33 protein-coding genes and 1 pseudogene are annotated in these 25,453 nt (G+C 60.0%); 8 read left to right on the forward strand and 26 right to left on the reverse strand.

Translation table 11 applies throughout. The features are described 5' to 3' along the window. Positions 1-68 precede the first annotated feature (68 nt). Positions 69-818, reverse strand: a complete 750-nt coding sequence (locus tag CCR82_RS11495) for a PD-(D/E)XK nuclease family protein (RefSeq protein WP_201245919.1) — start codon at positions 816-818, stop codon at positions 69-71. Positions 819-988: 170 nt separating this feature from the next. Between CCR82_RS11495 and CCR82_RS18940 the strand changes: the two genes are divergently transcribed. The 4 genes from CCR82_RS18940 (at position 989) to CCR82_RS11510 (ending at position 2,649) form a co-directional block, all read left to right on the forward strand. Continuing rightward, on the forward strand, positions 989-1,111 hold the full coding sequence (locus CCR82_RS18940; RefSeq protein WP_276570565.1) for a hypothetical protein: 123 nt from the start codon (positions 989-991) through the stop codon (positions 1,109-1,111). A 165-nt stretch (positions 1,112-1,276) separates the two neighbouring features. After that, complete coding sequence (locus CCR82_RS11500) at positions 1,277-1,510, forward strand: hypothetical protein (protein ID WP_201245920.1); 234 nt, start codon at positions 1,277-1,279, stop codon at positions 1,508-1,510. Next, positions 1,507-1,893, forward strand: coding sequence for a type II toxin-antitoxin system VapC family toxin (locus tag CCR82_RS11505; RefSeq protein WP_201245921.1), 387 nt, complete (start codon positions 1,507-1,509; stop codon positions 1,891-1,893). Before CCR82_RS11500 ends, CCR82_RS11505 begins: the two co-directional genes overlap by 4 nt. Before the next feature lie 231 nt (positions 1,894-2,124). Then, positions 2,125-2,649 (forward strand): DUF3782 domain-containing protein, encoded by a 525-nt coding sequence (locus CCR82_RS11510; protein WP_242513414.1) that lies wholly within the window; start codon positions 2,125-2,127, stop codon positions 2,647-2,649. Between the two features lie 40 nt (positions 2,650-2,689). Here the strand turns inward: CCR82_RS11510 and CCR82_RS11515 are convergent, their stop codons facing one another. The 19 genes and pseudogenes from CCR82_RS11515 to CCR82_RS18945 all read right to left on the reverse strand — a co-directional run bounded on the left by CCR82_RS11515 (position 2,690) and on the right by CCR82_RS18945 (position 19,009). After that, positions 2,690-3,109, reverse strand: coding sequence for a type II toxin-antitoxin system VapC family toxin (locus CCR82_RS11515; protein ID WP_201245923.1), 420 nt, complete (start codon positions 3,107-3,109; stop codon positions 2,690-2,692). Continuing rightward, entirely contained in the window at positions 3,097-3,318 is a 222-nt protein-coding gene (locus tag CCR82_RS11520; RefSeq protein ID WP_201245924.1) for a hypothetical protein, read from the reverse strand. Before CCR82_RS11520 ends, CCR82_RS11515 begins: the two co-directional genes overlap by 13 nt. Positions 3,319-3,328: 10 nt before the next feature. Further along, complete coding sequence (locus tag CCR82_RS11525) at positions 3,329-3,904, reverse strand: conserved phage C-terminal domain-containing protein (RefSeq protein ID WP_338073162.1); 576 nt, start codon at positions 3,902-3,904, stop codon at positions 3,329-3,331. Next, a pseudogene (locus CCR82_RS19130) lies at positions 3,823-4,257 on the reverse strand (helix-turn-helix domain-containing protein); the annotation flags it as partial. The gene CCR82_RS11525 and the pseudogene CCR82_RS19130, both read right to left, overlap by 82 nt. Before the next feature lie 403 nt (positions 4,258-4,660). Then, a complete protein-coding gene (locus tag CCR82_RS11535; protein ID WP_201245926.1) occupies positions 4,661-5,500 on the reverse strand; it encodes a nidogen-like domain-containing protein in 840 nt (279 codons plus the stop codon). 404 nt (positions 5,501-5,904) lie between these two features. Further along, positions 5,905-6,492, reverse strand: coding sequence for a TadE/TadG family type IV pilus assembly protein (locus CCR82_RS11540; RefSeq protein WP_201245927.1), 588 nt, complete (start codon positions 6,490-6,492; stop codon positions 5,905-5,907). Between the two features lie 34 nt (positions 6,493-6,526). Then, positions 6,527-8,467, reverse strand: coding sequence for a DUF7305 domain-containing protein (locus tag CCR82_RS11545; protein ID WP_201245928.1), 1,941 nt, complete (start codon positions 8,465-8,467; stop codon positions 6,527-6,529). A gap of 52 nt (positions 8,468-8,519) precedes the next feature. Continuing rightward, entirely contained in the window at positions 8,520-9,116 is a 597-nt protein-coding gene (locus CCR82_RS11550; protein ID WP_201245929.1) for a TadE/TadG family type IV pilus assembly protein, read from the reverse strand. 87 nt (positions 9,117-9,203) lie between these two features. After that, positions 9,204-10,112 (reverse strand): tetratricopeptide repeat protein, encoded by a 909-nt coding sequence (locus tag CCR82_RS11555; protein ID WP_201245930.1) that lies wholly within the window; start codon positions 10,110-10,112, stop codon positions 9,204-9,206. Further along, positions 10,099-11,082 (reverse strand): type II secretion system F family protein, encoded by a 984-nt coding sequence (locus CCR82_RS11560; RefSeq protein WP_201245931.1) that lies wholly within the window; start codon positions 11,080-11,082, stop codon positions 10,099-10,101. The genes CCR82_RS11555 and CCR82_RS11560 overlap by 14 nt, the downstream gene beginning before the upstream one ends. A gap of 6 nt (positions 11,083-11,088) precedes the next feature. Further along, a complete protein-coding gene (locus tag CCR82_RS11565) occupies positions 11,089-12,063 on the reverse strand; it encodes a type II secretion system F family protein (RefSeq protein ID WP_201245932.1) in 975 nt (324 codons plus the stop codon). Positions 12,064-12,069: 6 nt separating this feature from the next. Then, on the reverse strand, positions 12,070-13,536 hold the full coding sequence (locus CCR82_RS11570) for a TadA family conjugal transfer-associated ATPase (protein WP_201245933.1): 1,467 nt from the start codon (positions 13,534-13,536) through the stop codon (positions 12,070-12,072). Between the two features lie 30 nt (positions 13,537-13,566). Then, positions 13,567-14,778 carry a CpaE/TadZ family protein gene (locus tag CCR82_RS11575; RefSeq protein ID WP_201245934.1) on the reverse strand — a complete coding sequence of 404 codons (1,212 nt, stop codon included), beginning with the start codon at positions 14,776-14,778 and terminating at the stop codon, positions 13,567-13,569. 2 nt (positions 14,779-14,780) lie between these two features. Then, entirely contained in the window at positions 14,781-15,023 is a 243-nt protein-coding gene (locus CCR82_RS11580; protein ID WP_201245935.1) for a hypothetical protein, read from the reverse strand. A gap of 15 nt (positions 15,024-15,038) precedes the next feature. Then, on the reverse strand, positions 15,039-16,817 hold the full coding sequence (locus CCR82_RS11585; RefSeq protein WP_201245936.1) for a secretin GspD/PilQ domain-containing protein: 1,779 nt from the start codon (positions 16,815-16,817) through the stop codon (positions 15,039-15,041). A 77-nt stretch (positions 16,818-16,894) separates the two neighbouring features. Next, complete coding sequence (cpaB, locus tag CCR82_RS11590) at positions 16,895-17,737, reverse strand: Flp pilus assembly protein CpaB (protein ID WP_201245937.1); 843 nt, start codon at positions 17,735-17,737, stop codon at positions 16,895-16,897. 35 nt (positions 17,738-17,772) lie between these two features. Then, positions 17,773-18,321, reverse strand: a complete 549-nt coding sequence (locus tag CCR82_RS11595) for a prepilin peptidase (RefSeq protein ID WP_201245938.1) — start codon at positions 18,319-18,321, stop codon at positions 17,773-17,775. A 174-nt stretch (positions 18,322-18,495) separates the two neighbouring features. After that, positions 18,496-18,681: a Flp family type IVb pilin gene (locus tag CCR82_RS11600; RefSeq protein WP_201245939.1), complete on the reverse strand. Its 186-nt coding sequence runs from the start codon at positions 18,679-18,681 to the stop codon at positions 18,496-18,498. A gap of 199 nt (positions 18,682-18,880) precedes the next feature. Continuing rightward, positions 18,881-19,009, reverse strand: a complete 129-nt coding sequence (locus CCR82_RS18945) for a hypothetical protein (RefSeq protein WP_276570566.1) — start codon at positions 19,007-19,009, stop codon at positions 18,881-18,883. Positions 19,010-19,097: 88 nt separating this feature from the next. Between CCR82_RS18945 and CCR82_RS11605 the strand changes: the two genes are divergently transcribed. Then, positions 19,098-19,655 (forward strand): ankyrin repeat domain-containing protein, encoded by a 558-nt coding sequence (locus CCR82_RS11605; protein ID WP_201245940.1) that lies wholly within the window; start codon positions 19,098-19,100, stop codon positions 19,653-19,655. A 23-nt stretch (positions 19,656-19,678) separates the two neighbouring features. Here the strand turns inward: CCR82_RS11605 and CCR82_RS11610 are convergent, their stop codons facing one another. Together CCR82_RS11610 and CCR82_RS11615 are read right to left on the reverse strand one after the other, a co-directional pair. Continuing rightward, positions 19,679-20,923, reverse strand: coding sequence for a hypothetical protein (locus tag CCR82_RS11610; protein ID WP_201245941.1), 1,245 nt, complete (start codon positions 20,921-20,923; stop codon positions 19,679-19,681). A 38-nt stretch (positions 20,924-20,961) separates the two neighbouring features. Continuing rightward, positions 20,962-22,032 carry a hypothetical protein gene (locus CCR82_RS11615; protein WP_201245942.1) on the reverse strand — a complete coding sequence of 357 codons (1,071 nt, stop codon included), beginning with the start codon at positions 22,030-22,032 and terminating at the stop codon, positions 20,962-20,964. Positions 22,033-22,207: 175 nt separating this feature from the next. On the opposite strand from CCR82_RS11615, the gene CCR82_RS11620 reads away from it, so the two are divergent. Further along, the gene (locus CCR82_RS11620) at positions 22,208-22,444 is read left to right on the forward strand and encodes a ribbon-helix-helix protein, CopG family (protein ID WP_201245943.1); all 237 of its coding nucleotides are present in this window, start codon (positions 22,208-22,210) and stop codon (positions 22,442-22,444) included. Then, positions 22,444-22,890 carry a putative toxin-antitoxin system toxin component, PIN family gene (locus tag CCR82_RS11625; protein WP_338073163.1) on the forward strand — a complete coding sequence of 149 codons (447 nt, stop codon included), beginning with the start codon at positions 22,444-22,446 and terminating at the stop codon, positions 22,888-22,890. Before CCR82_RS11620 ends, CCR82_RS11625 begins: the two co-directional genes overlap by 1 nt. Before the next feature lie 7 nt (positions 22,891-22,897). Here CCR82_RS11625 and CCR82_RS18950 read toward each other — a convergent pair whose 3' ends face one another. After that, on the reverse strand, positions 22,898-23,029 hold the full coding sequence (locus CCR82_RS18950; RefSeq protein WP_276570570.1) for a hypothetical protein: 132 nt from the start codon (positions 23,027-23,029) through the stop codon (positions 22,898-22,900). Positions 23,030-23,108: 79 nt separating this feature from the next. Between CCR82_RS18950 and CCR82_RS11630 the strand changes: the two genes are divergently transcribed. Further along, entirely contained in the window at positions 23,109-23,432 is a 324-nt protein-coding gene (locus CCR82_RS11630) for a BolA family protein (RefSeq protein WP_201245944.1), read from the forward strand. A 42-nt stretch (positions 23,433-23,474) separates the two neighbouring features. On the opposite strand, the gene CCR82_RS11635 is transcribed toward CCR82_RS11630, so the two are convergent. From CCR82_RS11635 to CCR82_RS11645, 3 genes are read right to left on the reverse strand one after another with little or no spacing between them, the layout of a single operon-like run. Beyond that, on the reverse strand, positions 23,475-23,711 hold the full coding sequence (locus CCR82_RS11635; protein ID WP_201245945.1) for a hypothetical protein: 237 nt from the start codon (positions 23,709-23,711) through the stop codon (positions 23,475-23,477). Continuing rightward, entirely contained in the window at positions 23,702-23,926 is a 225-nt protein-coding gene (locus CCR82_RS11640) for a hypothetical protein (protein WP_201245946.1), read from the reverse strand. Before CCR82_RS11640 ends, CCR82_RS11635 begins: the two co-directional genes overlap by 10 nt. 15 nt (positions 23,927-23,941) lie before the next feature. Next, positions 23,942-25,444: an alanine/glycine:cation symporter family protein gene (locus CCR82_RS11645; protein WP_201245947.1), complete on the reverse strand. Its 1,503-nt coding sequence runs from the start codon at positions 25,442-25,444 to the stop codon at positions 23,942-23,944. Positions 25,445-25,453 lie beyond the last annotated feature (9 nt).

Raw genomic sequence — 25,453 nt, forward strand, 5'->3', positions numbered from 1 at the left:
GGCTCACCGCTCGCCCGGAGCCTGCGTCTCGACGGCAAAATCGACCAGGGTGCGCTGCCTGGGCGCGGTCAGTGAGACACTTCTTCGGGTTCGCCGTACGTTTCGATTCCCAGGCGCCGGGCAACATCTTGAGCGCGGCTGTCGATCATCGGTGAGATGACGATGAGACGGTTGGCCTGGCGCTCGTGCCGCCGCTCGTAGAACCGGGCCTTGCGCTCGAAGGTATACATCCCGGCTTTGTCGATCGAGGATTTCAGCTCACAGAGGATCAGCAGACCGTTTTTGATCAGGACATCGATCTCGACTTGGTCCGGACGGCCGAACACCTCGCCGTTGTCATCGTATTCGCTCACATTGAGCACCTCGACGCCAAAGGTCTTTTCCAAGATGCCGGCCAGTGCGTCGCGAAAGGCCTGCTCCGAGCGCAATCCCCAGCGCGCGCCCAGGGCACCGATGCCGCGGTCGATGCGTTTACCCAGCGCAAGGCTTTCCTCATGGAGCCCCTTGAGCTCTGCCTGGTTGGCTTCCCACTTGCGGTTCTGCTCTTCCCACTTGCGGTTCTGCTCTTCCCACTTGCGCTCGGCTTCCTGGCGCTCGCGCTCGAGGCGTTCGTCGTTCTTTCGCCAGAGTGCGTCTTGGCGTTCACGCTCTCGGCGCATTTCCTCCAGCGTTTGATGAAACCAATCGTTGGTCTCGTCGCGGCGACTGTAGAGGTTGGCGGTCAGACCGAGGATGGCTTCGCGAAAGGAAGGATCGGATTCGAGCCATGCGGGCAACTCGCGCTTGACGGTCTCTTTGAGTGATTCGAGCGTGGTCATCGGCTGCTCCAGGTTGATCCAGCATCAAACAATAGCCTTAGGGTAGCACCGGCGGTTACCTGCAAGTAGGCTGGTCGCAGGTTGCCATTGACCGCGGCCTGGGAGCGGTCTAGGTTTGCCTGCGCACCCTTTTGCAGCGAGCCCAGCCAACGACAAGCGGAGATCGCCTCATGGCATTGCAACCGACCCCCCACCTGAGCTTCGAAGACTGGCTGGAAGGCGAGCGCGCGGCGCTGTTGGCGCTGGCTGAAGTCTATGACCGGATCGACTTCGCCGTTGTTGGGCTGAGCTGACCCTCTCCTCAGGGTTTTGAGTAGCCAAGACTCGCCCCCCAGCGCTTCTATGCTGCGGCGCACCACTCGCGACAAGACGTCGACCAGTCCCTCGCCTCGGCGCGCGAAGGCTGGAATTTGAATGCGGGCTCGGTAAAACCCTCGGTCACAATGAGTACATGATCCATGGAAGCCATCCGCACGATTGAACGGGTCACCCAAGGCGAACTGCATCTGCAATTGCCCAAAGCCTTCTGGGGCAAGGAGGTCGAGGTCATCATCTTGGTCACCGCCAGCGAACCGGCCCCCGTCACCAAGCCACGCAAGAGTCTGCGCGGCAGCCTAAAAGAATATGCGCATCCCGAGCGCATGGCGCGCGAACAGACGGCCTGGTCGGATGCGGTGAGCGACGCGCCATGAGCCTGGTCGATGCCAATGTGGTCCTGCGCTATTTGCTTGAGGATCATGCCGAACTCTCCCCTCGGGCAGCCGAAATCCTTGAACAGCAACAGGTGACGCTCCCTATCGAGGCCGCCTGCGAGGTGGTCTATGTGCTGCAAAAGGTCTACGAGGTCGATCGGGACACCATCAGTCAGCGGCTCACCGAACTGGTGACTGAGGGTCTGGTGCGGATGGACAAGCCCGGCATCTTTCTCCGGGCATTGGACTGTTATCGCCAGCGCGGGCTCGACTTCGTCGATTGCCTGTTGGTGGGCTATCACCTGGAGGAGCAGCAGCCGATCATCACCTTCGATGACAAGCTGGCCAAAGTGATCAAAGCGCAAGCGCGAGGTGGCGCATGACCCAAGACCATCGCCCAGCCCCGCAAACCCGCATAGCACGGCTGGCGGCCATGCGGACTGACGCAGGGCCAGGGCCAACGCGATCAACTTGATGCGCTCTAGTCTAGCTTGGCCGCGTCGATCTTGGCGCGATTCGGCGTTAAGATCAGCGATGGATGAACACTGGAAACGCTCACAATGGCAACATCGGCTGAAGAAATTTGGGCACTATTTCGTGAAACCGATCGTAAGATGCAGGAAAACGACCAGCGGTTGAGGCAGCGTTTTGAGGAAACCGATCGCAAGACGCAAGAAACCGACCGCAAGATCGAGAAGCTCAGCGAACTCATCGGCCGGCAAGGCAACCGACTCGGCGAATTCGTGCAGGAGATGGTGCGCCCGGCCGTGGTCCGCCTGCTGCGCGAGCGTGGTCTGCCGATGCACCAGGTCGCGCCCAACCTCACCGCCTACGATGACAACGGCCAGGTGATCGCCGAGATCGATCTGCTCGCCCTCAACGAACAGGTCGCCGTGGCCGTGGAATGCAAATCCCATCTCAGCCTCGACGACGTCAACGCCCATCTTGCGCGCCTCGCCACCTTCAAGGACTGCTTCCCGCAGTACCGGGCGTATCAACTCCTGGGCGCCGTGGCCGGGATGGTGGTGCCGGACCAAGTCGGCCGCTTCGCCTACCGCAAGGGGCTGTTCGTGCTCGCCCAATCCGGGCAGGCGATCGAGATCCGCAACGACGCGCGCTTTCAGCCCAGCATCTGGTGAAACCAAAGCCGGTCGGCGCGGCGTCGATGAGTTGAAGACCCTAGGGCTTCGGCTCAAAGGGGTTGAGCAGTCTCGCTCCGCTCGACTTTACGTCACGAACATTGCGCGTGACCAGAACCAAATCGTGCTCTAAGGCGGTCGCGGCTAGCAGACTGTCAATGGCAGGGAGTGGGTCGGGCACCCCAAGGATGCCCCAACGCTCAGCAATCGCGACCGAGACAGGTAGGATGCGATCTCCCATAGCCACCTTGAGTGCCTCAAGGCGCTGCGCGAGCTGATCAGCCTGCTGGGGATCGCGGCGACGTAAACGCTCGATGCCCCGTCGAACCTCACCGACAACGAGCACGGAGACATGCAAAGCCTCAGGCTCAACGGAGGCGTACCAGCGCCTCACGCCGGCATTAGCGCGTCTGCCCTTCTGAAGTTCCGACCAGACGTTGGTATCGATCAGATATCCCATTGGACATCTCGTCCGAGATCACGAGGTCGATCTAAGTCTTCATCGGTCAATCCCTCGGTGGTGCTGGCAAACAGCGTCTTGAGATCACCGTCCTTAGTTCCTGGTTGCTCCCAGAGCAACACCACGCGCAGGCGCACGCCGTCCGGCACTTCCTCAGGGAGGTGGATACTGCGCTGCTCTGGCAGCGCATCGAATTCGATAGCGTTCATGGATCAATCCTTAAGTCGATTTCACCGACGTTCGGCTCTTGCCGAGCGCCTGAAATACCTTATCGAGATGGGCGCTCAGGCGTTCCGGGGGCATGTTCGGTGGTGGCGGCTCGCGGTTCGTCGGCGGTGTGCTTCCGGGCACGTGGTTCGCCACGGCCTGGGCGGCGCGAGAGGCGGCGCTGGGGCGATGACGCGCGGCTTGGGCGCGGCGCTGATGGACCTCGGAGAGATAATTCTCGAGCTTCTCCGGGGCAAACAGCGTCGCTGAGCGCAGGTAGCGGGCGCGCTCGGTGTCGCCCCACTGGCGTGTCTTGAGATCGATCACCGCGCAGAGCGTCTCGGGCGTTTGCATGCGCAGGGCGTGATTCGTGAGGCGATAGCTCTCGGTGCCGGGGGTGCTCGGGAAGCAGGTGCCTGCACGCTCTGAGCCCCCACCCGGCGCAGCACCGCGCGATAGCGATTGGTGCGCCGGCAGCCACCGGGCTCGATCTGCAGGAAGCCAAGACTCGCGAGCTGCTTGAGCGCGCGCTTGACCGAACTGAGCGAACTCTTGGAGCGCTTCGCCAGCGTGCGCAGCGAGGGCCAGGCGAAACCGCTCTTGGAGTTGATGAAGTGCGACAGCGAGGTGGCGACCGAGCGCGCGGCGTGGGTCAACTCGGGCTCGGCGCACAGGGCGCGCTGCCAGCGCAGGATGTCCACCGGCGAGGTGGCGAACTGAGCAACGGTGGCGGCTTGGGACATCGGCAATCTCCAGGTCGAACAGGGGTGGAGACCACCGACTGAACGGGTGAGATCACGGATGGACGCGGTATGCAGACGCCACCCCTGATGGGTGGGCTTCTTGCTAGAATACCGCTGGCCACTGGTGCGCTCGACTCGGTTGCAGTCGGGGCTTGACGCGGCGGGTGTTGGTAGCACCCCCGCGACAGTGGCATCCATCCTAGCCGCATCGGCTCGAGGTTGTCGAGTCCCCGTTGCGGATTTTTTTCTCTCCCCCTCTCCCCCGCTCCCTTGGCGCGTCGCGCAGCGCCTGAGCGCGCGCGGGCTGGGCGCGCGACGCGCTGGGCGGGCGCCGTTGCGGGCGTCGCGCGTTCTTAATTCGCCCGTTCGGGGCTCAGCATGGCCCCACCCCTGGGCTCAGGGTGAACCCACCCTGGGGTCAGCAGGAACCCAGCCTGGGTCCAGCCTGACCCCACCGACAGACCAGCGAGCGCGGCGACGAAGCGCGCGGGCGCGCATCGCGCAGGCGCGCAAGGCGTGGCTGAGAAAAGAAAAGGCGCCGCTGGCGGCATCGAATGATGCACGCTCAGCGGCGCCTTTGGAGGGAGGGATCGGAGCGGTGTTAGCCGTTGAGGACGCGGCGGCGGGCGAAGGCCAAGCCTAAGAGGCCGCTGCCGAGCAGGAACAGGGTGGCGGGCTCGGGGACTGAGAAGATGTCGGTGTCTCCACGGAACTCGAAGATGTAGCGTCCTTCGACATCGGAGTTATAGCTGTTGAAAGCCAGCGCATGAGGTCCATCGTTTAAAAACGCCCCAGGCTGGCCTGAGCCGGATAACTCGAAGAACGTCGTGTCAGTCGATCTGGTATTGCTAACGGTGCCCCAAGGGGGCGGGTTAGAGAAACCTGCTAGTGGAGCAGTGGTTGATAAATCGCCGGCTTCCCAGAAAATATCTTCATAGTTAAAGATGATATCAAAATCACCCTCCTCTCCATCATCTTGACGATCAACAAGAATGAGCTGAAAGCTGTTATTACTTTCCCCTGATCCAACGTAAGAATTGACATCAATCCAATTGACGCCAAATGCGCTGTAACCCTCAAAGAAACCTTGGCCGTAGGTGACTGCTGAGCCTATGCCATCATTGACGCTTCGCCACGCATCGACATCTGCGAAAAAAGGCGCAATCATCGTCTGGTCTGCTACGGCCAAGCTAGAGGCTGTATAAGATCCAAACGAGTTAAAGAAAGTTATATTGCCATTTTCGTTGACAAAAGTCCGGTCCCACCTCTCTCCAAAAAAATTGATCTCAAAGCCAAGCTCTACTTCTGGGCTCGATTGGTTTGTACCATTAGCAGAAAGGGTATTGCTGTTAAAAGCATCAAAAACAATAGGCGATGCATAGATCGTCGGCGACAATGCCAATCCAACGGCCAATGTGAAAATAGATTTTTGAAAGTTCATGTTCATCTCCATTAAGTAGAGCGAGATCAGTTGTTGGGCTGACAAGCGATGATGTCTCGATCATCGGCTTGCGCAGGATAAAACCGCACTATAATTAAAAGCAAATTTCGAGCCAATATAATAAAAGCTTAAAAATCAAGATTTTAGCATCTAGGAGCCCAGCAGAACGAAACACGTCAGCAATCAACTGTAAAGCGTAGTATGCCGGACAACTGCTAGTAGACTTGCATGCTAAGCAGTAAAATCAGCATCTTATATGACGCGAGAGGAAAATTCGGGCAGGAAGCGCAACATCAAAACTGTAAAAATTCTCGACAGCCTGGCCTGTCAACTTAGATGACATAAAAGTCTACGCAGCCAATTGTTAGGCCATTGACCATTAAAAGCAGAGGCTGCTTTTATGTTCAGCGACCTCCACCACCAGGAGGTGAAGAAGGTAGTGCTGCAGCAGAAATAACACGGTCAAATGTCACACTCATAGTAAGAACGCCATCAGGGAACATCCATTCGAACATCCCAGAAAGCATTGGCGCATAATGGAGATTCATTTTAACACTCACAAAATCACCAGGCTGAAAATCTCTTTCATTAGGAAATAAACCATGCTCCCCTGCTGCAAGTTCTATGTCAGCACAAGCAAAATCTGGATCATTTGGAGGCCTAAAATAGCGAACACAAAAAATATCGTCAGCATCAATGTGTTTTTCACCAACTGGCAAATCGAACCTTATTTTATCGTATACTAGTGACCTCACTTCATCTGAAAAAAGGCGTTTACCATCTGTTCTCATCCCTTCACTCGCTTGGCGCACCGCATACTCCGCTGTCCAAGATAGGGTTTCATAAACCCGAAGAATATTCGTGACTTCCAAAGTCAGGAACGTCAGAAGAAAAACCATCGGCACGAAGATCATGGCTTCAACGATTGCAGCACCCGCTTGCTGGCGCCGGCGCCGAGGGGCTGAGAAGAATGAGCGAATGCGTGAGGCCATGATCGTTCCGCGTTCCACACCGAGGTGATAAAAGTTACTTGACGATAAAGGGTTTAAGGCTCCCGCCAATGGCTCCACCAAGATCTTTTATATTGTCTAAATTGGCTAAACCAGCTTCATGAGCAATAATAATAAAATCATTGCCGCCAGGCGTACCATTGATATCCAGTTGCTTTGCGAAAACAGCACCTGAGACTGACTGAGATCCGCGGATAAGAACCTCACCTTTTGGTGCATAGACCAGTCCTCTCAAGGTTGCATTGCCGGCCAGGCGCACTTCATCACCGATACTCAAAATAAGCAGTTGAGGGATGGTGTTGCCATCGGCATCTGTGGTCAAGACACTAGACGCGGAGAGTTCCCCAGTATTGAATTGAAGCTTGCCCTCAACCATCAGCGTCAAGGTTGCACGAGGTTCGACGTCGAGGCGTGCGTTGTTGCCTGCGGTCTTGAAGTCACCCGTCACGTGCAGCGTGACATCATCACCACTTCTCACGGTAAGTTCACCTTGGAGAGTGAAGTCATCCACCTTTAGATAGCCGTTGTTGATGCGAGGAGCATCATCGCTCCCCGTAACACCGCTGGTTGTCAGTCGTCCGTCACCGCTGAAAGTCCAATCGCCGAAACTGGGGATATCCTCATAGCTTTGGAAAAACTCTTCGATACTATTGGGAGCATCCTCATCGGGGCCAGTGTTGCTAAAGAGTGGGTCAGGATCTGCACACGGATCTGCATATGTGTCAGTGTTGTTAAAAACGGCTAAATAATCAGGATCCCAGGCTACTTCCTCAGGATTCGTGGTATTAAGGTCAGGATTGGGAACCATTTTTTTAGCGCCATCGCAGACTTGTGCGTCCTCCTCGTCGTTATCTTCACAAAGCCCTCCATGCTTTCGAGCATCCGCCACGATTGCTGTAACAATTCCATCCGCAACCGTAAGATTCCCGCCGACGACCAGATCACCACTGACGTCGTTGATGTTCTGCCGAATACGAAAATCCCCTTGCACAAAAAGGCTTTCAGGTATTTTTAATACAGATCCAGATTGAGGATCTTGTATTGATGTTCTAAAATTCCCTTTTATGTAAATATCTCCGTCCATTTGACCAGAACCACTTTGTGAATGGTCACTGAAGATACCTTGGTTGCCGCTAAATTGCTCACGATCTACCTCGCTATCACCATCACTTTTCACGCCATAAAAAATTAAATCGCCCTTTAATTCTGAGCTTCTGCCCGTGAATGTGAATGCGTCATAAGTGATTACTCCGCCATATCCGTTTTGATCGGGATTTTTTTCAATAGCCGAATTACCGCCAAGGCCGACACCGGTGCTGTTTTCACTCGTTAGCACATATCCTCTAATCCTTGAATTACCACCGATTTGAGCTTTTTCGCACCCGGTAAACCCTCTGAAAATACCGCCAATATCATCCAAATTCACAGGTTCAACGCCAGTACCATCGGCAAACTCAACCAGTGCTTCCGAGGCATATCTAAAATTCAGGTCGGTACGCCCTATCCGAGATTCATCAGAGCCTTCGATCCGAGCTCTGATACGCCCCTGGTCATCAGAAGAAACAGTGCCGCCGCTGATTGGTGGGATCGTTGGGCTATCAGAGTCCTCCGCATAGGCGCTGTTAGACAGGGTAAGCACTTGCAGCACCGACTTTGCAAGAGAGGCAGGCCAGTCCGGTAAATGAATCGAAGTTTCATCGTTTGATGCGGAATCAGGATTGTCTAAAGCAGATTGCCTGCAAACGTCATCCTGCGCGCATTCATAAGCAAGCGAAAGCGCCGCATAGTCGGCCTGATGTTGGCTCATCCTGTTTTTGACTAAAGCAAGGCCTGGCTGCAATATGAAGCCAATGTAAAACATAAAGACAATTGGAACAGAGAAGATCAAGATCATGATCGTCATCGTGCCACGCTGGCTGCGGCATGTTGCGATTAGAGGGGCGCGTTTAATCTTCATGGCTAAATTCGACCTCGTTGAGGGAATTGTCATTTCATTCGTTACAAACGCATTAAGGCGCATCAAAGATTTGTCGATATACTTTGAATTCATGCGTGCGCCACTCTTTTATCATAATATGTTTAATAATTGGGGTGAATGGCTCGAATACGTTGCTCACTTCAACTTCGATAAACCTTCTTTCGTTGGCGCAGGTGCCGTCAACCGTATAAGTGAGTGTGACGGTATTATCTGATTCAAGGGTCAAATTAGGACAAGCATCAATTTCTGTGATCTCGATGTCAACATCATCGTCATCTAGGTCAAATTCAAGACCGCCCACGGCTGACTTGATATGCTCCTCAATCTCTTCCTTAAATTTTTCAGGTTCCACCAATGTAATCTCATCCGCATCTGGGTCATCTATCTGATATTTATTGTCACTTGCTGAATATAAATATCTCCGATACGCAAACTGCGCCCCTGCATCAGTTGCATAGGCCATCTGCTGAGCCCAGGTCGTCAAGCGACCTAGATCCGCCACTAGTATCAGCAAAAACATCAGGATCAGGACGACAAACGGAAACTCGACCATCGCCGAGCCCCGTTGCCGCCCCCAGTTGGCGCCGCGCCGAGGTCTTCTCATACGGAGTGTTAGAAAGGTGTTCATGAGTCATCCAGCCAGCCCCAACGTCGGCGAAGGTCGTTGACTCCAAGTATAGATCATGCCAAGCAGGATGCAGTTCCTTCTCCCGGCTCAGCGATCCCCCCGCAACGCCCGCACCCGCTCAGCGTTGTCGCTCGCCAGCGCGTAGTGCTTGGGCGAGAGCCGCAACGCCTGGTCGAAGAAGGATTCGGCGTCGTCCAGGCGCCCGGAGACCATGGCGATGTAGCCGACATCGTTGTAGGCCTCGGGCAGGTCTTGCACCTTGCCCAGGGCCTGCAGCGCGTCCCGATAGCGGCCTTGGCGCGCGTAGACCAGGGCCAGGTTGCGCCAGGCCAGGCGGTAGTCGGGGTTGCGTTCGCGCGCCTTCTCGAAGGCGGCGATGGCGCCGGCGTTGTCGCCGGCCAGGTAGCGCGAGTAGCCCAGGTTGTTGTGCAGCATCGGCGAGCTGGGCGCCAGCGCCAGGGCCGCTTCGTAATGGCGTTTGGCGCTGGGATAGTCGCGCCTGAGGTCGGCGAGCACGCCCAGGCCATTGTGGGCGCGCGCCAGGCGGGGGTCCTCGCGCACGGCGGCGCGCAGCAGCTCGGTGGCCTCGGCATAGTCGCGCTGGCGGGTGAGCAGGATGCCGAGCCCGGCTAGGGCGTCGGCATGGCGCGCATCGGCCTGCAGGGCTTGGCGGTAGGCGAGCGCGGCGCGTTGGCGGTCGCCGCGCGCCTCGTGGATGCCGCCAATGCGGGTGAAGGCCTCGGCGTTCTCGGGGTCCATGCGCGCGGCCTGCACATAGAAGAACAGCGCCCGGTCGAGTTCGCCCTGGCTGAGCGCGCTGTCGCCGGCGCTCAGCGCCTCGGCGGCGGTCTCGGGCATGCCGGCGGCGCCCGCGAAGGGGCCCTCGCCGCCGGGCGAGAGCGTCTCGCAGCCGCTGAGCAGCAGCAGGCCGAGCAGCAGGCTGAGCAGGCTGGCGGTGCGCGCAAGCCCGCGCGTGGGTTGTCTAGAAGCCGCCACTGAAGCTTCTCCCGATATCCATGATCGGTGGCATGACGGCGATGATCAAGAACGCTGGGATCATGAACAAGCCGATGGGGATGAGCATCTTGTTACCGACCTTGGCCGCCTGTTCTTCGGCGGCCTTGAGGCGTTTGTCGCGCATGTCGTCGGAGAAGATGCGCAGGGTGTTGGCGATGCTGGTGCCGAAGCGGATGGCTTGGATCAGGGTGCCGACCAGGGATTTGATCTCCTCCACGCCGGCACGCTGGACCATGTCCTCGAGCGCGGTCTTGGTATCGAGGCCGGCGCGCATCTGCACCATGGTCAGGGTGAACTCCTTGGCCAGCTCTGGATGCTGGTGGTCGATCTCCCTGGCGACGCGTTGGATGGCGGCGGTCAGTCCCAAGCCAGCCTCGACGCAGACCACCATCATGTCCAGCGCCTCGGGCAGCGCGCGGCGCAGCACGGTCTGGCGTTTGCGCACGCGCTTGGCGAGCCAGGAGTCGGGCAGCAGCAGGCCGATGGATAGGGTCAGGCCAACGAGCATGAACAGCGTGCTTTGGTCCATGCCGAGCAGCCACAGGCTGACACCGACCACTAACGGCAGCACCAGCATACCGACGATTTTGGTGGCGAAGAAGATCGGCGCGGCGCGGTTGGAGCGAAAGCCGGCCTGGGTGAGCTTGATGACGATGCGCCCGCGCTTGCGCGCATCCAGCGGCACCAACCCCTGCCCCAAGCGCTCGAGCAGGCGCAATGTGTTGGGGTCGCGATCGGGTGTGACGGCACCGATCGCGGCCTCGTACTCGGCGACCTGGGCATCGAGGCGGCGCTTGACCGGATCGTTCCAGGCCCGCATCAGCCAGGCGATGACCAAGCTGATCAGGAAGACCGCGAGCGCGCTACCGCCCACCACGCCGAGGCGCAGCAGGTCGACGTTTTCTGCCCAGCGGTTCAACGCCTCGGTGAGTGATGCGAGTAGATCCATGTTGGCCTAGATCTCGACCTTGACCAGCCGCCAGAGGACGAATGCGCCCATGGCCACCAGGCCCAGCGCGACGTAGATCAGCAGCCGGCCAAGCTCAGTGTCGAAAAAGCCGCTGATGTAGCCGGGCGAGATGAGTTCGAGCATGGCGGCGAGCGCAAAGGGCATGGAGCCGACGATCCAGGCCGCGACCTTGTTGCTGGCGGTGAGGGTCTTGAGCTGGCGCTGGAAGCGAAAGCGTTGACGCGCGAGGTGTTCGAGCTGATCGACCACATGTGCGAGGTTACCGCCGGTCTCGCGCTGGATCATGATGGCGGTGTTGAGGGTGGCGATGGTCGGGCTCGGTACGCGCTCGCTGAGACCATCGAGCGCGGCGCGGATCTCGCCGCCGTAGTTGAGGTCGGTGTAGACGATGCCGAATTCTGCCGGCACGACGCCGTCCATGTCGTCGGCGACGATTTTCAGAGACTGCGTCAGCGGCAGGCCGGCACGCAGGCTGCGCGCGAGCATCGAGAGTACATCGGGCAGTTCCTGCTCGACCTGTTGCAGGCGCTTTTGCTTGCGCACTTGCAGCAGCACCAGCGGCAGGCTGGTGGCGAGCAGAGCGCTCGGCGCCGCCGCCACTGGCAGTTCGGCAATCTGCCAGGTCAGCAAGGCGGTGCCAAGACCGAGGGCGAGCATGAACAGCAGGAGCTGGTAGGCCGGGCGCGACACGCCGGCCTGATCGAGCTGTTTGCGCAACGGTTGCAGGGCGTCGGAGAGTTCGAGCCGCCGCTCCAAGGGCGAGAGTTTCTGCAGATAGCTTTGGCGCAGCAAGGAGATGGTCGGCCGATCGTCCAGCTCATCGCCGGCGAGCATCCTGACGCGCGCGCGCAGACGCCGCTGATGCCGCGCCTCTTCGCTCAGGGTCCAGGCGGCGAGCCCCAGCAAGAGCAGCGCCACGCTGAGGAAAACGACGAGCAGGATGAGCGCGCGAGTACTCATTAGCCGCTAATGCAAGCCGCCGCCCAGCGACGGGCCTTGGGTATTGAACACGCTGACATCGAGCTGGATGCCGCGCTGGCGCAGGCGCTCGTAGCACTTGGGCACGAGGCCAGTGGGCTTGAAATCGCCGAGCACATTGCCCTCGGTGTCGATGCCCCGGCGCTCGAACTGGAAGATGGTGGCGGTGGTGATCATCTCGCCTTCCATACCTTGCACCTCGTCGATGCTGATCACCCGGCGCTTGCCGTCTTGCTGGCGCTCGAGCTGGATGAGGATGTCGAGCGCCGAGGTGACCTGCCCGCGCAGAGGCTTGGTGGGCAGGTTGAAGCCGGCCATGGCAACCATGGTCTCGAGCCGCGAGAGGGCATCGCGGGCGGTGTTGGCGTGGATGGTGGTGAGCGAGCCGTCATGGCCGGTGTTCATCGCCTGCAGCATATCGAGCGCCTCGCTGCCACGGATCTCGCCGAGGACGATGCGATCGGGGCGCATGCGCAGGGCGTTGCGTACCAGGTCGCGCTGATTGACCTCGCCCTTGTCTTCCATGTTGGCCGGGCGGGTCTCCAGGCGCACGACATGCGGCTGCTGCATTTGCAGCTCGGCGGAGTCCTCGATGGTGACGATGCGCTCATCGGAGGGGATCTCGGCCGAGAGCACGTTGAGCATCGTGGTCTTACCCGAGCCGGTGCCACCGGAGATGATCACGTTCAGCCGCGCCTCGACCACGGCGGCGAGGAACTGCGACATGGGGCGGCTGAAGGCATGGTATTCCAAGAGCCGTTCCATGGTCAGGCGCTCGACCGGGAAGCGACGAATCGAGAGGCTCGGCCCGTCGATCGCCAGCGGCGGGATGATGGCGTTGACGCGCGAGCCGTCCGCCAAGCGCGCGTCGACCATGGGCGAGGATTCGTCGATGCGCCGGCCGACGCTCGAGACGATGCGCTCGATGATGGTCATCAGATGGTTGTTGCTGTCGAAGGCGACCGGCGTGCGCTCGAGCTTGCCGCGGCGCTCGACATAGATATCGGCGTAGCCGTTGACCAAGATATCCGACACCGTCGGGTCCTTGAGCAGGATCTCGAGCGGTCCCAGGCCGAGGACTTCGTCTTGGATTTCGTTGATGATGCGCGAGCGCGTGGCTTGCGGAACCCCGACTGGCGGCGGGTTCTCCGCCATCAGTCGCTCGCAGGTGTCGCCAATCTGGCGCTGGGCTTCGGCGGGCTCCAGGTTCGTCGTCTGGCTCAGGTCGAGCGCCTTGACCAGGGCCTCGAAGAGGGTGCGCTTCCATTCCAGCTCGATGCCAGAGAGGACAGTGCTGCCCGTGCTCAGGGTGCGCGCCCAGACCTGCCTCGGCTTCGACTTCGCCGGCAGCTGGCTCGAGGCTGGTTGGTTGGCGGGCGGCTGAGCGACCGGTGGCGGGTTCGGCTCCGGGGGTCGGTCGGCGCTCAAGCGGCTCAATCGACGGCTGATGGGCATGATGGGACTCCTTGATCGAATCGCCGCGCGTCAAGCCGGCTGACGTTTGAGGAAACTTAGCCATCCCCGCTGTTGCTGTTCGTGCGGTTCCTCGCCCGAGATCAACGCCCGACTGGTGAGCACTTCGGCCAGGTTCGTCAGCCCAATGCCGAGGGGCGATTTCGGCGCTTTCTCGCACACCGGCTCGCCGAGATTGATGCTCTCGGAGGCGCGCACATAATCATTGGGCAGGGTTTGGATGGCCAATGTCGGGAACACGTCGCGAAAATCGTTGAAGCTCAGCTCGGCGCGGCGATCATAGCGGTTGATGACCAGCAGTAAGCGGTCGCTGTCGATATTCAACCGCTTGTGCAGCAAAAAGATCAAGCGTTTGGTCTCGTGCAGATGGGCGATGGTCTGCTGAGTGGCCAAGGCGATGACATCCGAGCGCTGCAGGATGGCGGCGATGGCGGCATCGATGCGATGTGGGAGGTCCACCAGGATGTTGCTGTAGATGCCATTGATGGTCTCGAACATCGCCTCGACACGGGCCGGGCTGACATCCTCCGGGATGATGATCTCGTCCATGGCGGCAGCGAGCAGATGCACCTGCGTGTCGTGGCGTTGAATATAGGCGCGCAAGGCGACCTCGTCGAGCGATTCGACGAATTGCAGCGCCTTGATCAGCCCGTCGCGCACCTTGAGATCGAGATAGGTGGGCAGACCGCCGAACTGGAAGTCGAAATCCATCAACAGCAGGCGCGGATCAGCACGCGCGCGCAGGGCCATGGCGATGGCGACATTGGCCGCGATCAGGCTCGCGCCGCTGCCGCCCTTGGTGTTCATGAACGAGATCAGCCGCGAGCCGGCGGCGCCACGCCGGGCGCGCTCCTCGCGCACGAGGCGCGCGATGGCGTTCGCGGTCTCCTCGGCCTGCAGCGGCAAGGTGAAGACATCGCGCACGCCCATGCGCATGGCCGTGCGCAGGAAGTCCATATCGTTGTTCGGGGTGATGATGAACAGCGGTGGGCGTGGATTGGGGATGGTCTCGATCAGCTCCCAGACGCCCTCGCGCCAGTCGGCATTGACGCAGCAGAGGATGGCATCCGGCAACGGGTACAGGGCCTCGTCCGGCAGGCTGTTGCTCGGCGCGACATAGGGCGTGAGCGTCAGCATCTGCTGCGACTCGGCAAGCTGCTGCGTGAGTTCCTCGACCCTCTCGGGCGAGCGGCCGACGATGAGAAGCTCAAGGGAGACGAGCATGGTCAATTTCCGCCGATATCACCGAGATCGCCGAGGTCGTCGAGCGTACCGGTTTGTTCCCGATAGGCATCAAAGGCCTTCCTAGACTTTTCGCCATCGAGTCCAGGCGCCTCGCGTGATGGGTCAGCCGTTTGCAGAGCGATCATGTGACGCACGGACTCGCCGAAGGGCGGGTCGAGCACGGTCGGCTCGGCGCAGCCGGTGAGCAGAACAGCGGCGATGGATAAGGAGAGTAAGAACTTCATGGCTGTCAGCTCATTTTACAAATCATGTCCGAAGGGACCCTCGGAGCCGCGTTTGTCTGGTCCGAGACGGCCCTTGCCCTGCCCTGCTGCTGTACTGCTTGGTCGGTCTCCATCTGGGGTGCCATAGAGACGCCCCTGCAGATAGAACTCGACATCGCCTGGATCAACGAAGTCTTCGGTCGGCAATTTGACTAAATCAGGATCGTACGGCCGTGCGAGGCGTGGCGTAACAAAAATGACCAGTTCAGTTTGGCGTTTTTGGAATTGCTGACTACGGAATAGACTCCCTAGGACTGGAAGATCGCCGAGGCCGGGATAGCGATTGCCGCTACTGCGTGCGGTTTCACTGAGTAGACCAGCGATGGCGATAGTCTGCCCGCTGGGCACTTCAACGGTTGCATCCGCACCACGCTTACGCAGGCTTGGCACTGCCAGTGAGGAGCCACCGCCTCCGACAACTAAAGCTGCTTCATCACTGAGTTCGGAGACTGAAACGTTGACCTTAAGACTAATTAAACCATTACCAAGCACAATAGGTAAGAATTGAAGTTGAATTCCGAATGGCTCGAATTCGATGCTCGTGCTTTGGAACTGACCGTCATCCGTTCCGCTTCCATTAAAAACTGGTACTGGAAATTCGCCACCCGAAAGAAATTCGGCTTTTTGCCCGCTTAGGGTGGTCAAGTTCGGTTCTGCCAGAATGCGCGCAAGTCCTTGGGACTGTGCAATATCTAACGCGACGGTAGTGCCAAGAAAATTACCACCAAGCAGTTCAAGTACCGCGCCCGTAGACGGCAAGACCATGCCTCCGATGATTTCTCTTGCGCCAAAACTTCCACTGTTATTTTGACTAAAATCTTGACGGCCAGATTGAGTAAACCCCTCACGGCCGGCTTGAGTGAACGCTTGACCGCCAGCCTGGCCGAAACGCTCTCCTCCGAATTGATTAAAGCGCTGATTGGTCGTTTGACTGCTGTTAAAAGGTGATCCGTTGGTAACACCATTCACAGAGGTAGACCGTGAACTTGCGCCGAACCCTGAATCAACCCTGGAGCCGGCGCTTGCATCAAAACTCGAGCCAGCACTTGTATCAAAACGTGAACCAGCGCTCGAGTCAAAACGCGAGCCGGCGCTCGAGTCAAAACGTGTACCCGCAGTTTGACTCAAGCTGCCTGTGTTAGCATTCCTCATCAGGTCGATCTTGACATCACCGCCGTCATACATGCCGATGAAATCAATTCCCATCTGTTTGCCGAACGAGCGTTGAACCTCGGCGACTCTGACCTCAAGCAGGACTTGCTGGGCGCCACCAACCTGCAACAGGTTGATGACCGTGCCGTCTTCGCCAGTAAAGCTCTTCGCTATCCGCACGGCGGCATCGAGCCGGCTTGGACTGGACGCTTCGCCGCTGAGCACGACAGCGCCTTGAGCAGATGAGACCCGAATCTCCTCCTTGGGCAGGAACTGATGAAACTTGGCTTTGAGCGTCTGCAGATCGTGCGTCACTTCGAGACCGATCTGGCGCCTGACACGATCGCCCTCGCCCCAGAGGATCATGTTCGTGGTGCCGAGTTCCTTGCCGTTGATGTAGATCTCGCGCTCGTTGATCGAGAGGATATCGGCGATGGCAGGGTTACCGAGCGAGATGCGGGCCGCCGGCACGGGCAGTTCGAGCACGCGCGATTTGTTGAGCGGTACGGTGATGGTGCCTTGATCGAGTTGCGGGCTCGGGCGCACCGAGTCCCAGGGGCCATTCGCCTGCGCGGGCAGCACGAGGAGAATGATCGCCTGCAACGCTAGCAGCCTGGTGAACCAGCGCAGCCGGTGCTGACGCCATTGATTGCGCACCGCAGGCTGTCTGTTGCAAGCGTTCATTGACAATTTTGCCCAGTAAAGGTATCGCACTGATTTGTACCGCGAATCAGAGTCAGGGCCTGGGTGTCGAGTGGCTGCGTATCGGATTGATTGCGTAACAAAAACCGTACATTGTTGCCGCTCGCGGCAAGGGCCAGCAATTTTGCTTGCTCTGGCGTGACCTCGAGCGTCACCGTGCCAGGTGTTTGTACCTCATCGCTGATCGTCGCTCCGCGCGGATTCAGGCTTTGATCAAGCGCAAGCACCTTGATATTGCTCAATATCAATCGGTTACGCGGGGCATCGTTCAATCCACCCGAGCCTAGCAGGACATCGACCCGAGTGCCGGGGGTGAGCGATCTCATTTGACCGGCTGTGACGCCGATACCAAAGGTGATAGCGCGCTTGCCTTCCGAGATAACCGACATCAGCGGTAACCTGTTGTCCTTGCTCAACCGCGTGGGCAGGAGGATGTCGCCCTCAGCGATTTCTCGGATCACGAGATTGCCGAGGACCTCTTCAGGGCGGGCGAAGGCATCTCCCGGCCTCTCAACGGGTAATACATCGCGCACGGTGACATCGTCTCTCGTGACTTGAGTGCCGATCGGCAGCTCTCGCGCGGCTACCAACACGGGGGCGGTCTCCGGCTCCGGAGTTCTACCCCGCTCCGCTTCGAGCCGGGCTTGTTCTTCCGCCAGGCGGTCTATCTCGGCCTGCAAACGCTCTCGTTCGGCTCGCAACTCGGCTTCGGTTCTCGTGACTCGTGCTTGCTGAGTGTCCATCCAATCGTTAATGAGAAAGGCAACGCCAGCGGCGAGCGCGAGCGCGATGAGGATAACCGCTAGGCCACTGAGTTTCATCTAAACGACTACCCCGAATCGACATTCAGCAAGGCTCAATCGAAAAGAAACGGCGCCGCCAGAACCGCGCAGGCGATGGCTGGTGCCATCGGCAGACGAGCGCCCATTGATTCGTTCGGGCTGGGTCTCATGTAGACGAACCGCCCAGAGGTGAACGAGGTTCGCGCCATCACCCGATAGCGAGCAAACGGCCCAGAGCGCCCCTGATGCCAGGCTGCGTAAACAGCGAACAGCAACGCCACGACTGCGCCAATCGGATAGTAGAGTAACACGGCATGGAGGCTGAGTTCAGGCCCAAGAAAACACCCCAATGCAGCCATGAGCTTGAGATCACCGCCGCCAGTGAATCCGAGTAGGAAGCCGGGCAAGAGCAGCCCAAGAACGACAGCGAATCCAGCCATGGCACCGATTAGTCCGGGAAGACCACCTACGCCGAATGCGAACAACAGCCCGAGCAGGCCAATAGTGAGGGTGAATTCGTTCGGGATGCGACGGGTCGCCAGATCAACAATCGAAGCGATCAGGACTGCGGCCAATGCTGATACATGGGCAAGTGCAGAGACGGGAAAGTATAACTGGTCCAAAGTAGACCCATATCTGAAAAATTTCGATGCGAGCGACTACAGCTTCCGATTTTTCGCTCTTTACCAAAAATTATTATTTGCAAAAAAGACGCAAGCTCGGTTGAACGAGCTTGCGCCTTTTCAGTACATATATAGAGCTGAAAACCTGTGAGTGTTACATGAACGTTCGCTTAGTCAGTCAGCTTTATTGATTGCGCTGGAGAGCTTGCTACCAACTTGATTAACCGCATCATTAACATTGTCACCGAGCAAGGCATAGGCAGCAATCGCAACACCAATCAGCACGGCGGCGACGATAACCCACTCGACCACCTCTGCCCCTTCTTCGTCTTTCCAAAGTTTACGTAAAAACTGTTTCATCTTTGTCACCTTGTCTGTTTCGAGCCGAACGGCTCACTGAGAGATCCACGAAGACCCGACCCAAGCATCAGACGTACCATTCGACGACTCGGCCCTGTACGGGATGCGAAAGGCTCACCACCGTCTACGACGCCCAAAGACTTTGTCCTGTTTAAGCATAGACCATCTCGAGCGCACAGTCAGCCCCTGCAAAGCACTTTCAGCGACGCGGATCGGGGTCATCCTCGTTCGCCGAACGGCTGCTGCGCCCGGCCAGGAAGAGCGCGGCCACACCGAGCCCAGCGAACAGCAGAAGCGAGATGGCGATCAGGATACCGACGAGCTGCATGGGTATTGCGGCCTGTTGCGGGTTGTCATGGGCGCCGGCGGCGCGCTGGGCGAATCATGGCCAGATGGTCCTCCCACAGATGCACTCGATGCAACCCAATATGATGCTCAAGATTGGTTTTAGCGCCCTGTTCCTTCTACTCATGCTCGCCGGCTGCGGCGAGGCCCCGGACTCGCAGCAGCAGGCCGAGGCCTTGCTCAACGGCGCCGAGTCGGGCGATGTCTCGACACTCGAACGCCTGCTCGGCCAGCGGGTCGATGCCAATGTGCGCAACAGTTGCCAGTGGACGCCACTGATGATGGCGGCGGTGAACGGGCATACCAATGCCGTTGAGCGGCTGCTCGCCGCGGGCGCCGAGGTGGATGCGGTCGATCAAGGCGGCTACACGGCGCTGTTGCTGGCGGCCTCGAACAACCACACCAAGGTGATGGAGCAACTGCTCGCCCAAGGCGCGATGATCGATGCCCAAGAGCAGACGCAAGGCTATACGCCGCTGATCTGGGCCGCGCATCGGGGGCATCGCGAGGCGGTCGAACTGCTGCTCGCGCAGGGCGCCGATGCCACCCTGCCCGACTTCGACGGCAAGACGGCGGCGGATCATGCGCGCGAGCAGGGACATGCGGGGATTCTTGCGCTGCTGCGCTGAGCGGATACACCCGCCTCCCCGTTTCAAAACAGCCAGATCGCCATCCCCTGCGCTCCAATGGCCAGCAAGACGGCCACCTTGAACAGCAATCGCCAGCCTCGCCGCTGCCACCGCGCCTTTAGCCAATAACGATAGGCCGCGAACCACAGGGGCGCCGAGGCGGTCAGCGCTTCCAACGGGTAGCGATACAGGGTCGCATTGGCTGGGTTGTAGCGATTCATCTTGAATTGCAGCAGCAGATAGATCAGCCCGCCAATCGCGGCACCGCGCACCCAGGGGTCACTCCGGCGCCAGGCCGGCCATAGGCCAGGCACCAGCAGCAGCAAAAACGGCGACAGCACCAGAAACCCCTGGAAGGGATCGAACAACCCGCCAAGCAGGTTGTCGAGGAAAGAGCGGGTTTCGGGCGTGACCAGCTTCTCGGCAAAGACAGCGCCGTAACCGCCGAGCACAGACCATCTGCCAAAGGTCAGACCATTGTAGGTCAGCAGGGCCAGTACCCCGAGCGAAGAGGCCAAGCCTACGCGCACAATCGGCGTCATGCGGCGCCCATAAGCGCCTAGACCCAGGCCAACTGCCGCCGGAATCACCGCTGTATGCGGTCGGGTCAGCACCGCCGCGCCAAAGGCAAGCCCCGAGCCCCAATAGCGCTGCCGGCTGCTGAGATAGACGCCCAGCGCAATCCACAGCATGGCCGGGCCGTGCATGAACAGCGCATCCGAGGCCACCGACCAGGCCGAGGTGCCCAGCGCAGCCACCCAGGTCGCCATCCAGGCCTCGCGCACCGTGCCCTGCTCGAGAAACGTCAAGCCCAGCAGGCTCATCGCCAGTGCCGTGGCGAGCACGGCAACCAGCGTCGAGGGCCACACCGGTGGCCATGGGATCTCGGTCTCAAGGTCAGGTCTTGCCGCATTCGCGATCGTCTCCAACGCGAGGTCACCCGGCGTGAGCGCATAGAGCGGCGCGGCGAGCAGCGCCGCACCGGGCGGATACTTCGAGACCGTGCCGCCGGGTGCCTCCATGAACGAGCCCATGAAGCCCTCGAAAGGCGGACGGGCCAAATGCTCGTACCCCGGCAACACCGGCGAACCGGTGTTGCCGAGATGCCAGGCGCTGACGATATTGGTGAGCACATCGAAGTCGTGCAGATGCCAGCTCGCGGTCGCGCCGTAGAGCAACGTCAAGGGCACCAACAACGACACAAGGAACGTCAGCCGTGAGCGCGCGATGGCACGCTCGAAGACGGTCGCGATAGTCAGGTTCAGCACGATACGATGACCTTCGTGAGCCTCATCCGCGACCGGCTCTAGCCACGCCCGCGCGCCGCCTTCCACAGCGCCCGCAAGCCCGCCGGCGCAAAGGTCAGGCTCACCGCGACCAAAGGCGCGCACAGGACACCCCAATAGGTATTATCCGGGCGACCGGCAATCATGAAACCGAGCGTGTAGACCGCCACCGTCACCCCCAAGCGGGTGCCGAGCGGGTGGCGCCACGCGCCCGCCCCCAGCACGGCCAGCGGCATGGCGATGACCACCAACCAGGGACCGAGGATCAACGCGACCACATTCCATTGCGCGGTCTCGAGCACGAAGCGCCAACCGCCGAACACCAACCAACCCGCGCTCGTGTTCGGGTCAGGCCCGAGATGCGCCGAGACCTGCCAGGCATGTACCGCAAGGTAAAGCGCGAACACCAGGATCGCCGCGCCCCAGCCGAGCGCCTCGCGACGCCGGCCCTCCAGCAGCGCGCAGACGCCCATGACTGCAACGAATGGCAAGGCGAGTTCCCGGAAGGCCAGCGCCGCCAATCCGCTCAGCACCGCCAGCGGCCAAGCCGACTGTCGCAGCCCTAGCGACAACGCGATCAAGACGCTCGCCCAGACTTCGTGCAGATACAGCGATGGCGCCGGCATCGGCAGCGCGATGATCACGCCCGTGCCGAGCAACAAGCTCGCCGCCAGGACTGTCCAGCGCTGCAGTCCGGCGCGCAGCAGTACCCAGATCCAGAACAGCACCGTGAATACCGCCAGCGCTTGCAGCAACATGCCGGCGCGTTGCTCGCCCAACATCGCGATCAGGGTCGCCGCTGTTGGCAGACGCCAGGTGACAAAGGGCGTGGTCGGATACCCGCGCGCGGCCTGTTCGACGCCGTTGGCCGCATAGAATCCCTCGCCCGCTTGCATGCGTGTGATCACCGCGCGATAGAGCGCGACATCGCCACGATCGGCCTTGAGCATCCGGGCGTCTTCGTCGCCTTCGATCACTGACTCCACATCGAGCGCCAGGCCAAGGCCGATGGCCAACAGCAGCGCCAGCAAGACGGCTTGAGCGAGCCGAGGCGGCCAAGAGGCGTAGCGAATCGGTTGAATAGCAGGCACCTTCGGCATCCCTTTAGAAGCGGCCCGGACTCTCGCAGCCGCGCCTTGATGCGCGCTATTCTAGCTGACCAGTGCCAATAACCAACAGTCGGCGCCGAATGCCCGATAGTTGACTGGCGGCGATGGTGAGTCGGTGCTAATGTGACTCATACCTTATCCTATTGGCCGATGTGAGATGACTCGCCTTACCATCACGCTGCAAGATGATTTACACCGCGCCTTGAAGCAGACTGCGGCCAGGCAGCAGCGCTCGATCACCTCGATCATTGAGGAAAGCCTGCGCCTTCGCGGCATTCGGGATCAGGCGAGTGCCCGATCGCTCGTCGATCAAGCGCGTGCACGTTCCGGTCTTGACGCCGATACAGCCCTGGCGCTGGCGGTCGAAGAGACGCGCGCCGCGCGCGGGCAATAATATCGCGGGTCTTCGTCGTCGATACGAACGTCCTGACCGCTGGCCTGATCACCAAGGACGCTCAAAGCCCAGTGGCGCGAATCGTCGATCACATGCTGTCGGGTGCGATTTTTTATCTATTGTCTCTAGCCTTGCTCGACGAGTACCGGGCCGTTCTGCTGCGGCCAAAACTCAGCAAATTACATGGGCTGACCGAGCGTGAGATCGACGCTCTACTGACTGATTTGGTCGCCAACGCGATTTGGCGAGATCCGGAACCGGTGAGTCCGGCGCCCGATCCCGGCGACGATCACCTTTGGGCACTGCTGGAGGGCCACGCGGGCAGCGTCTTGATCACAGGCGATCGTCTGCTCATCGAACATCCGCCGGATCGGGCCTCGGTCATCTCGCCACGAAGCCATGTCGAGCGCGGCGTGGATTTATCCAGTGCCAGCAACCGACCGTAGGCGCAACTTAGGCACAAGACCCATGGCCCTTGCCGAAGAAGACGAGTGGCTCGCCGATCAGCGCCTCGGCAAGCCGGTAGCGGTCTACGAGATCGAACTGCGCGAGCGCATGGTGCGCGTGGAGGAGGAACTCAAGCATCAACGAACCGGCTTGGTCAACGTCCGAACGCCCCAATCTTTTGCCCGATCCATGGTCGAATCCATCGAGAGGTGCACACATGAGCCGCAAAGCCCGTCTCCAAGCTTGCCTGAACACCGCGCTGACCCCGATGCACCTGGAGGTCTCGGATGAGAGCCACATGCACAATGTGCCGGAGGGCGCCGAGTCGCATTTCAAAGTGCTCGCGGTCAGTGAGGCCTTCGCCGGCGAGAAGCTGATCGATCGCCATCGGCGCGTCAACGCGCTGGTGCGCGACGAGCTGACCGACGGGCTGCACGCGCTCGCCATCCACGCCTGGACGCCGCAGGAGTGGTTCGACAAGGGCGGCGGCGCGGCGCCCGCCTCGCCCGAGTGCCTTGGTGGCAGCAAGCAGGCCAGTTGAGCGCGGCGAGATACCGCTCGCTTATACCAGTGCCCAGGCTGTTCAGCGATTATGCGGCAGTACCTGGTTCAGCCGTCTCGCTGCAGCATCGCTAACGGCAACCGGCTCGAAGCAAGCCTCGGGATACAGATAATCATCGCCTGATTCGTCGATGATGCGGATCATTCCATGCTCGGCATCCGTCTCGAGCACTTCGTAAAGACGCCCGACATGGATGTCGTCGCCTGACAGATCGCCGAGCTGCTCTTTCTGCAGGCACACCACGAAATTCAAAGCCATCGCTTCACCTTCAATTTGACCTTGCCAATGCCATGCGCTTCGTACCAGTGAAGCTCGGCATAGACGGATATTTCGTCCTCAACGCGCACCATCGCGATGCCCTTCTTCTTTTTCCAGTTTCCCGGTCCATAACGCTGGCGTAGCTGAGCAAGCTCGCGGATACCCCGCCCTTCCGCAATCGTCTCGATCTGCGTGATGGGCGGGATGATCTCCACGCGAACACCGCCGAACTAGCCTCGGCTAGCCTCTTCAGTCTTATTCTGGAAAAACGCCTGGGTGATCTTGAACACCACCGGGCTGAGCAGCACCAGCGCGATCAGATTCGGGATCGCCATCATGGCGTTGAGCGTATCGGCCAGTAGCCAGACGAAATCCAGCTGGCTGATGGCACCGATGGGCACCGCCAGCACCCAAAGCACGCGGAACGGGATGATGGCGTGGATGCCGAACAGGTATTCGATACAGCGCTCGCCGTAGACGCTCCAGCCCAGGATGGTGGTGAACGCGAACAGCGCGAGCCCAATGGAGACCACATAGGCGCCGCTGCCGGGCAGTTCCTCGCCAAAGGACACAGCGGAGAGCGAGGCGCCGGTGATGTTGCGATTGTGCTCTTCGCTAGCGCCCTCAGCGCCGGCGGCGGCGATCATGCAGACGGTACTCGGCTTGCGGATCATCCAGGAGCTGTCGACCCGCTCCTCGATGACCCCGCCGCGCTCGACACAGTCGGTGAATTCCGGGCTGTCGGCCTTCCACTGGCCCGAGATGACGATCACCAGGCCGGTGATGGTGCAGATGATCAGCGTATCGATGAAAGTGCCGAGCATCGCCACCGTGCCTTGGCGCACCGGGCTGTCGGTCTCGGCGGCGGCATGGGCGATAGGCGCGCTGCCGAGGCCGGCCTCGTTGGAGAAGATGCCACGCGCCACGCCCATCTGCAGGGCCAGCATCACCGAGGCGCCGGCAAAGCCGCCGACACCAGCGGCGGGTGTGAAGGCGTATTCGACGATGGTGACGAAGGCACCGGGGATCTCGCCGAGATTGAGCGCCAGCACGATGAGCCCGGCGAGCAGGTAGGCCAGCGCCATCAGCGGCACCAGCTTGCCGGCCACTTGCGCGATCCAGCGGATACCGCCGATCAGCACCAGCCCGACCAAGAGCCCCATCACCAGACCGGTGCCAAGTGCCGGCACGCCGAACTTGGTGGTGAGCGCATCGGCCACCGAATTGGCCTGCACGGTGTTGCCGATGCCGAAGCCGGCCATGGCGCCGAAGAGGGCGAAGAGCACCGCCAGCCAGCGCCAGTTCTTGCCGAGACCGTTGCGAATGTAGTACATCGGCCCGCCGACGTGGTTGTTCTTCTCGTCGACCTCGCGATAGCGCACCGCGAGCACGGCCTCGGCATATTTGGTGGCCATGCCGACCAGGGCGGTGATCCACATCCAGAACAGGGCACCGGGGCCGCCGATGGCGAGCGCGGTGCCGACGCCGGCGATGTTGCCGGTGCCGATGGTCGCCGAGAGCGAGGTCATGAGCGCGTTGAAGGATGTGATGTCGCCCTTGCCCTGCTCCTTGCGGCCGCGCCAGAGCATGCGAAAGCCGTAGCCGAGCCGGTAGAGCGGCATGGCCTTGAGGCCGATCGAGAGATACAGCCCCGTGCCGAGGATCAGCACGAGCATCGGCGGGCCCCACACCCAGCCGTTGATGGAGCCGATGATCGCGGAAATCTGGTCCATGGAGACCTC

This window comes from Halochromatium salexigens (genome assembly GCF_016653295.1).
GTDB classification, from domain to species: Bacteria; Pseudomonadota; Gammaproteobacteria; order Chromatiales; family Chromatiaceae; genus Lamprobacter; species Lamprobacter salexigens.

What these genes read in the sequence shown, in the direction of transcription:
- CCR82_RS11620 (WP_201245943.1), top strand. Translation starts at nt 22,208, where the DNA reads ATGACTCGCCTTACCATCACGCTGCAAGATGATTTACACCGCGCCTTG.
- CCR82_RS11540 (WP_201245927.1), bottom strand. Translation starts at nt 6,492, where the DNA reads ATGGCCTCACGCATTCGCTCATTCTTCTCAGCCCCTCGGCGCCGGCGC.
- CCR82_RS11515 (WP_201245923.1), bottom strand. Translation starts at nt 3,109, where the DNA reads ATGGGATATCTGATCGATACCAACGTCTGGTCGGAACTTCAGAAGGGC.
- CCR82_RS18945 (WP_276570566.1), bottom strand. Translation starts at nt 19,009, where the DNA reads ATGCAGCTCGTCGGTATCCTGATCGCCATCTCGCTTCTGCTGTTCGCT.
- CCR82_RS11560 (WP_201245931.1), bottom strand. Translation starts at nt 11,082, where the DNA reads ATGGATCTACTCGCATCACTCACCGAGGCGTTGAACCGCTGGGCAGAA.
- CCR82_RS18950 (WP_276570570.1), bottom strand. Translation starts at nt 23,029, where the DNA reads ATGCTTGAGTTCCTCCTCCACGCGCACCATGCGCTCGCGCAGTTCGAT.
- CCR82_RS11495 (WP_201245919.1), bottom strand. Translation starts at nt 818, where the DNA reads ATGACCACGCTCGAATCACTCAAAGAGACCGTCAAGCGCGAGTTGCCC.
- CCR82_RS11580 (WP_201245935.1), bottom strand. Translation starts at nt 15,023, where the DNA reads ATGAAGTTCTTACTCTCCTTATCCATCGCCGCTGTTCTGCTCACCGGC.
- CCR82_RS11505 (WP_201245921.1), top strand. Translation starts at nt 1,507, where the DNA reads ATGAGCCTGGTCGATGCCAATGTGGTCCTGCGCTATTTGCTTGAGGAT.
- CCR82_RS11630 (WP_201245944.1), top strand. Translation starts at nt 23,109, where the DNA reads ATGAGCCGCAAAGCCCGTCTCCAAGCTTGCCTGAACACCGCGCTGACC.
- CCR82_RS11535 (WP_201245926.1), bottom strand. Translation starts at nt 5,500, where the DNA reads ATGAACTTTCAAAAATCTATTTTCACATTGGCCGTTGGATTGGCATTG.
- CCR82_RS11645 (WP_201245947.1), bottom strand. Translation starts at nt 25,444, where the DNA reads ATGGACCAGATTTCCGCGATCATCGGCTCCATCAACGGCTGGGTGTGG.
- CCR82_RS11635 (WP_201245945.1), bottom strand. Translation starts at nt 23,711, where the DNA reads ATGGCTTTGAATTTCGTGGTGTGCCTGCAGAAAGAGCAGCTCGGCGAT.
- CCR82_RS11570 (WP_201245933.1), bottom strand. Translation starts at nt 13,536, where the DNA reads ATGCCCATCAGCCGTCGATTGAGCCGCTTGAGCGCCGACCGACCCCCG.
- CCR82_RS11545 (WP_201245928.1), bottom strand. Translation starts at nt 8,467, where the DNA reads ATGAAGATTAAACGCGCCCCTCTAATCGCAACATGCCGCAGCCAGCGT.
- cpaB (WP_201245937.1), bottom strand. Translation starts at nt 17,737, where the DNA reads ATGAAACTCAGTGGCCTAGCGGTTATCCTCATCGCGCTCGCGCTCGCC.
- CCR82_RS11500 (WP_201245920.1), top strand. Translation starts at nt 1,277, where the DNA reads ATGGAAGCCATCCGCACGATTGAACGGGTCACCCAAGGCGAACTGCAT.
- CCR82_RS18940 (WP_276570565.1), top strand. Translation starts at nt 989, where the DNA reads ATGGCATTGCAACCGACCCCCCACCTGAGCTTCGAAGACTGGCTGGAA.
- CCR82_RS11520 (WP_201245924.1), bottom strand. Translation starts at nt 3,318, where the DNA reads ATGAACGCTATCGAATTCGATGCGCTGCCAGAGCAGCGCAGTATCCAC.
- CCR82_RS11565 (WP_201245932.1), bottom strand. Translation starts at nt 12,063, where the DNA reads ATGAGTACTCGCGCGCTCATCCTGCTCGTCGTTTTCCTCAGCGTGGCG.
- CCR82_RS11575 (WP_201245934.1), bottom strand. Translation starts at nt 14,778, where the DNA reads ATGCTCGTCTCCCTTGAGCTTCTCATCGTCGGCCGCTCGCCCGAGAGG.
- CCR82_RS11600 (WP_201245939.1), bottom strand. Translation starts at nt 18,681, where the DNA reads ATGAAACAGTTTTTACGTAAACTTTGGAAAGACGAAGAAGGGGCAGAG.
- CCR82_RS11605 (WP_201245940.1), top strand. Translation starts at nt 19,098, where the DNA reads ATGCAACCCAATATGATGCTCAAGATTGGTTTTAGCGCCCTGTTCCTT.
- CCR82_RS11550 (WP_201245929.1), bottom strand. Translation starts at nt 9,116, where the DNA reads ATGAACACCTTTCTAACACTCCGTATGAGAAGACCTCGGCGCGGCGCC.
- CCR82_RS11510 (WP_242513414.1), top strand. Translation starts at nt 2,125, where the DNA reads ATGCAGGAAAACGACCAGCGGTTGAGGCAGCGTTTTGAGGAAACCGAT.